Here is a 4,306-nt window from a genome sequence, read left to right as displayed (position 1 = left end):
TCCACTCGCTCTCGTCGGGCGACGTGGAGATGTTCGTCGAGCGTTTCCGCACCCGCTCTGGGGTACGGCACGTCGCGACAACTCCATGTCTCGTGCGTGCAATTCCCGTCTCACCGATCAGCACTGCTGACGGCGCTCCGGCCCCCCGACCCAAAGAACGTGCTCTGTCCAGCATATTAGTGCGCGAAACTAACCGTTCTGGACCTCCGTATGTCGTCGGAGGAGACCGATTCGTTACAACGCTCGCTGAAGCGTTCGACGTCGAACCGTAACGAACACCGACCGCCAGACGGTAATCGGAGTGTCGGCCTTTTCGTCGACTTGCCCGTACCTTAGGGACTCAACCTGTGGGAATGCTGTCTTGTTCACGGCAGGTTGCCGTGTGTCGAGGATCGGTTGAGGTACCGCGCAACTGCCCTGCGTAAGTTGAATCGGTAGGCCTTCGCGGCCGATACCGTCGATCCGGAGAAGGGAGGCCCGAAATGTACGAGTCATCGCTCGGACATGTCAACGGTGACCCCGGACCGGCCGACGACCACCCGGCCGGGTTGAAGCCGGCCGAGACGAGGGACGGAGCGCGGCGCGCTTTCGACCCCCTCACCGATCCGATCGACCCGGCGGATCTGCTGCCCCTGGATCAGCCGGGCGACCCCTCGCTGTGGGAGCGGGATCGCCACCGGGGCGGACCGCCCCCGGGTGCGTCCCCGGTCCCCGATGACCTCCCGACTGCGACGCCGCCGCGTCCGGCTCCCCCACTGACCCCGGACCGGTTCGCGGGCACCGACCGCCTGACACGGCCGGGCCCGTCCGAGGTACCGCAGCATGTCCCGCCGCCGGATCCGATGCCGTTCACCGGACCGCAGCCGGTGTCGTGGCCCATGGCGACGAATGTGGCCGCGACACACGTCACAGCAGCGCCGGCGACACCTCAGCCTGCGCCACCGACACCTGCGCCACCGAAGCCCCCGCCTGTGGCGGCCCCGTTGGTCGCTCCCGCGCCCGACACGTCGGCCCCTGGATTCGGCCACGAGTCGCCGGCCGGCCCCGAGCCCGCCGTGGTCGCGTTCGGTCTGCAGAAGCGGTTCGGGGACAACGTCGCGGTTGCCGACGTCACGTTCTCGGTACCGCGGGGCACGATCCTCGGCCTCCTGGGTCCCAACGGCGCGGGCAAGACCACCACGGTCAACATGCTGTGCACACTGCTGCGGCCCGATGCGGGAACCGGCCTGGTGGCCGGCCACGACATCACCGATCGACCCGCGGACGTCCGCCGATCGATCATGCTGACCGGGCAGTTCGCCGCTCTCGACGAATCGCTCACCGGCCGCGAGAACCTGATCCTGTTCGGGCGGCTCCTCGGTCTGGGGAAGTCGGCCGCGGCCGCCCGCGCCGACGAACTCCTCACCTCGTTCGGACTGACCGACGCGGCCCGTCGACGCGTCGGCGAGTACTCGGGCGGCATGCGTCGGCGCATCGACATCGCCTGCGGTCTGGTGACGCGACCCGAGGTGGTCTTCCTCGACGAACCGACCACCGGTCTCGACCCGCGTAGCCGTCAGGAGGTGTGGCAGTTGGTTCGAGGGCTCCGCGACGAGGGCGTCACGACCGTGCTGACCACCCAATATCTCGAAGAGGCGGACGCGCTCGCCGATCAGATCGTGGTGATCGATCACGGCCGGGTCATCGCCGCCGGTACCGCCGATGACCTCAAGTCCCAGATCGGCACCTCGGTGTACCAAGTGACTCCCGCCGACCCCGCCGACGTCCCTCTGGTCCGCGAGACCCTGTCCGACCTGATCGGCGAGCCCACGAGGTCCGTTCGCGACGGCCACGAATCCGACAGCCACGCCCCCGCCGGCCACGACCCTGATGGCCACGACCCCGACAACAACTCCGACCCGGGTCCTGCCCTCTCGGTGTCCGTGCCCGCCCCGGACGGAGCCGACACCCTCGTGGAGATCGTGGGGCGGACGAGCGCCGCGGGCATCCGCCTGGCCGACGTCGCTTTGCGGCGACCGAGCCTCGACGAGGTGTTTCTCGCGCTCACCGAACCCTCCCCGAAGGTGACCCCATGATCAGCCACACAGACACATCCACCGAGAGGTCTGGCGCCGTCGGCCCACCCGCCGCGGTCGGTGTGGCCGAGCCACAGATCAGCGCAGTGCAGCAATGGTGGGCCCTGGCCGTGCGAGGCGTGTCCGGGCTCATCCGGAACGGCGAGGTGATCTTCGCGATCATCGCCCCCGCGTTCCTGGCCGTGTGCTTCTACATACCGCTCCGGTCGCTGATGGACGCTTCCCCGGGCATGGACTACGCCCAGTACCTGATGCCGATCATCGCGTTGCAGTCGGTCGGATTCGTCGCATCGGCCTCGGCGATGCGCTCATCGGTGGATCGGGAACGCGGCATCAATGTTCGATTTCGCGTCTTACCGATGAAAGCGTTCGTACCGGTGGCGGCCCGCGGATCGGCGAACGCGGTCCTGCTGACGATCTCGCTGGTCTTCGCCACGATCGCGAGCCTGCTGATCGGGTGGCGACCGCACGGCGGTGTCACCGGCACCATCGGCCTGTACGCCGTCGCCTTCGGGGTCGGCATGCTGATCGCGGTCATCGCCGACGCGCTCGGACTGATCGCCCGCAGCCCACAGTCGACCAGCCAGTTGATCGGCCTCCCGGTGCTCATCTTCGGCATGCTGTCCACCGGGTTCGTCCCGGCAACCGAGTTCCCCGACTGGATCGCACCATTTGTGCGCAACCAGCCGGTCTCCCAGTTCTCCGACTCGATGCGGGCGTTCAACGACGGCAGCGCGACATGGTCGGTGGTAACGCCGACCGTGTTCTGGTGCGTCGCCATGGCCGCCCTCGCGACCGTTCTGCTGTTCTGGGCCGAACGGAGACAGCGGGCATGACGATCACATCGCGGGACACCGAGTCTCCGCCGGCCGGCGCCGAGGGCGCACCGGTCGCCGGGCGCGCTGTCGCGACCGGCCCCAACGGCACGATCAGCCCAGGGCCCGCGGTCTCTGGGGCCGTCACCTCCGGGCCCACCCCCTCTGGACCGGCCGGCACCGGCCCCATCACCTCCGGACCGGCCGTCTCCGGTCCGCCGGAGCAGACCATGACCGCATGGGTCACCCAGACCCTGATCCTGTCCGGTCGGCAACTCTCGGTCTGGGCACGCGACTACTCCACTCTCGGCCAGAGCCTGCTCTTCCCGGCGCTCACGATGGTCATGTTCAAGGTCGTGCTCGGCGGCGTGGTGAGCGACGCAACCGGACAGAACAGCGCGTTCGGTACGGTCCCGTTGGTCATCCTGGTCGGAGCGATGTTCGGCTCGATGGCGGCGTCGGTACGACTCAACCAAGAGCGCTCGACCGGACTGCTGGGACGCCTGTACGTGCTGCCGATCAACCGGGCGGCAGATCTGAGCGCACGGATCGTGGCCGAACTCGTCCGCATCTTCGTGTCGACAGTGATCTTGCTGGTGACCGGCCTGTTCATCGGATTCCGGTTGACGCAGGGTGCGTGGGCGGCGATCGGCATCGTCGGCGTCGCACTGCTCTACGGGATGGCGTTCTCGATGATGGTCCTCGCGTTGGCGGTCAACGCGCGACCAACCGCGCCGATCGTGCCGATGATCTCGCTCATCGCGAGCGTCATGATGTTCTTCAACTCCGGTTTCAGCCCGCTCGAGGCATTCCCGACCTGGCTGCAACCGATCGTCGCGAATCAGCCGATGACCCCGGCCATCGAGGTGATGCGTTCCCTGGCCATGGGTGGTCCGATCACGGAGAACCTCATCAAGGTTCTGGTGTGGGCGGTACTCCTGCTCGGTGCGTTCACCTACCCGGCGCTGCGTGGCTACCGCAAGGCCGCGACCGAACGCTGAAACCGGCCCGGACGCCGTAGGCTCACAGCATGCTCACCGACAAGACCGGAGCCGCAGTCTCGGTCCTGCACCAGCCGTCGGAGCGGCGCTACGCGATCGAGGTCGAGACGACCGCGCCGCCATCCCCGGTGACCGCAGGATTCACCGCCTACCGCGACCGCGACATCGACGGTTCCCCTGCCCGCGTCTTCTTCCACACCGAGGTCGCCGACGACTTCGCCGGACGCGGCCTCGCCACGATCCTGATCCGCGAGGCCCTCGATGCGACCCGCGCCGAGGGCCGCACCATCGTCGGTGTCTGTCCGTTGGTCGCGGCCTACCTACGCAAGAACCCCGAATACTCCGACGTCAGCCACGCGGTGACACCCGACATACTGAGCTGGCTGAACGCGGAGCTGGGCTGACGCGCGTCCGG

The 4,306-nt window shown here is 68.0% G+C and carries 4 protein-coding genes; all 4 read left to right on the top strand.

Annotation, left to right across the window (positions count from 1 at the left end):
* The first annotated feature begins 482 nt into the window (after nt 1-482).
* From AC4AMJ_RS04140 to AC4AMJ_RS04125, 4 genes are read left to right on the top strand one after another with little or no spacing between them, the layout of a single operon-like run.
* Nucleotides 483-2,075, top strand: coding sequence for an ATP-binding cassette domain-containing protein (locus tag AC4AMJ_RS04140; RefSeq protein ID WP_489917333.1), 1,593 nt, complete (start codon nt 483-485; stop codon nt 2,073-2,075).
* Nucleotides 2,072-2,911: an ABC transporter permease gene (locus AC4AMJ_RS04135; protein WP_489896833.1), complete on the top strand. Its 840-nt coding sequence runs from the start codon at nt 2,072-2,074 to the stop codon at nt 2,909-2,911. Before AC4AMJ_RS04140 ends, AC4AMJ_RS04135 begins: the two co-directional genes overlap by 4 nt.
* Entirely contained in the window at nt 2,908-3,891 is a 984-nt protein-coding gene (locus AC4AMJ_RS04130; RefSeq protein ID WP_489896834.1) for an ABC transporter permease, read from the top strand. The genes AC4AMJ_RS04135 and AC4AMJ_RS04130 overlap by 4 nt, the downstream gene beginning before the upstream one ends.
* 29 nt (nt 3,892-3,920) lie before the next feature.
* A complete protein-coding gene (locus tag AC4AMJ_RS04125; protein ID WP_489917332.1) occupies nt 3,921-4,295 on the top strand; it encodes a GNAT family N-acetyltransferase in 375 nt (124 codons plus the stop codon).
* Nucleotides 4,296-4,306 lie beyond the last annotated feature (11 nt).

The sequence above is a fragment of the Gordonia sp. LMA484 genome, from assembly GCF_058129505.1.
Note: the sequence above shows the minus strand (reverse complement) of the source record. Positions and strands in the feature narration are given on the sequence as shown.

Coding starts and splice junctions, on each gene's coding strand:
- AC4AMJ_RS04140 (WP_489917333.1), top strand. CDS start 483: ATGTACGAGTCATCGCTCGGACATGTCAACGGTGACCCCGGACCGGCC.
- AC4AMJ_RS04135 (WP_489896833.1), top strand. CDS start 2,072: ATGATCAGCCACACAGACACATCCACCGAGAGGTCTGGCGCCGTCGGC.
- AC4AMJ_RS04130 (WP_489896834.1), top strand. CDS start 2,908: ATGACGATCACATCGCGGGACACCGAGTCTCCGCCGGCCGGCGCCGAG.
- AC4AMJ_RS04125 (WP_489917332.1), top strand. CDS start 3,921: ATGCTCACCGACAAGACCGGAGCCGCAGTCTCGGTCCTGCACCAGCCG.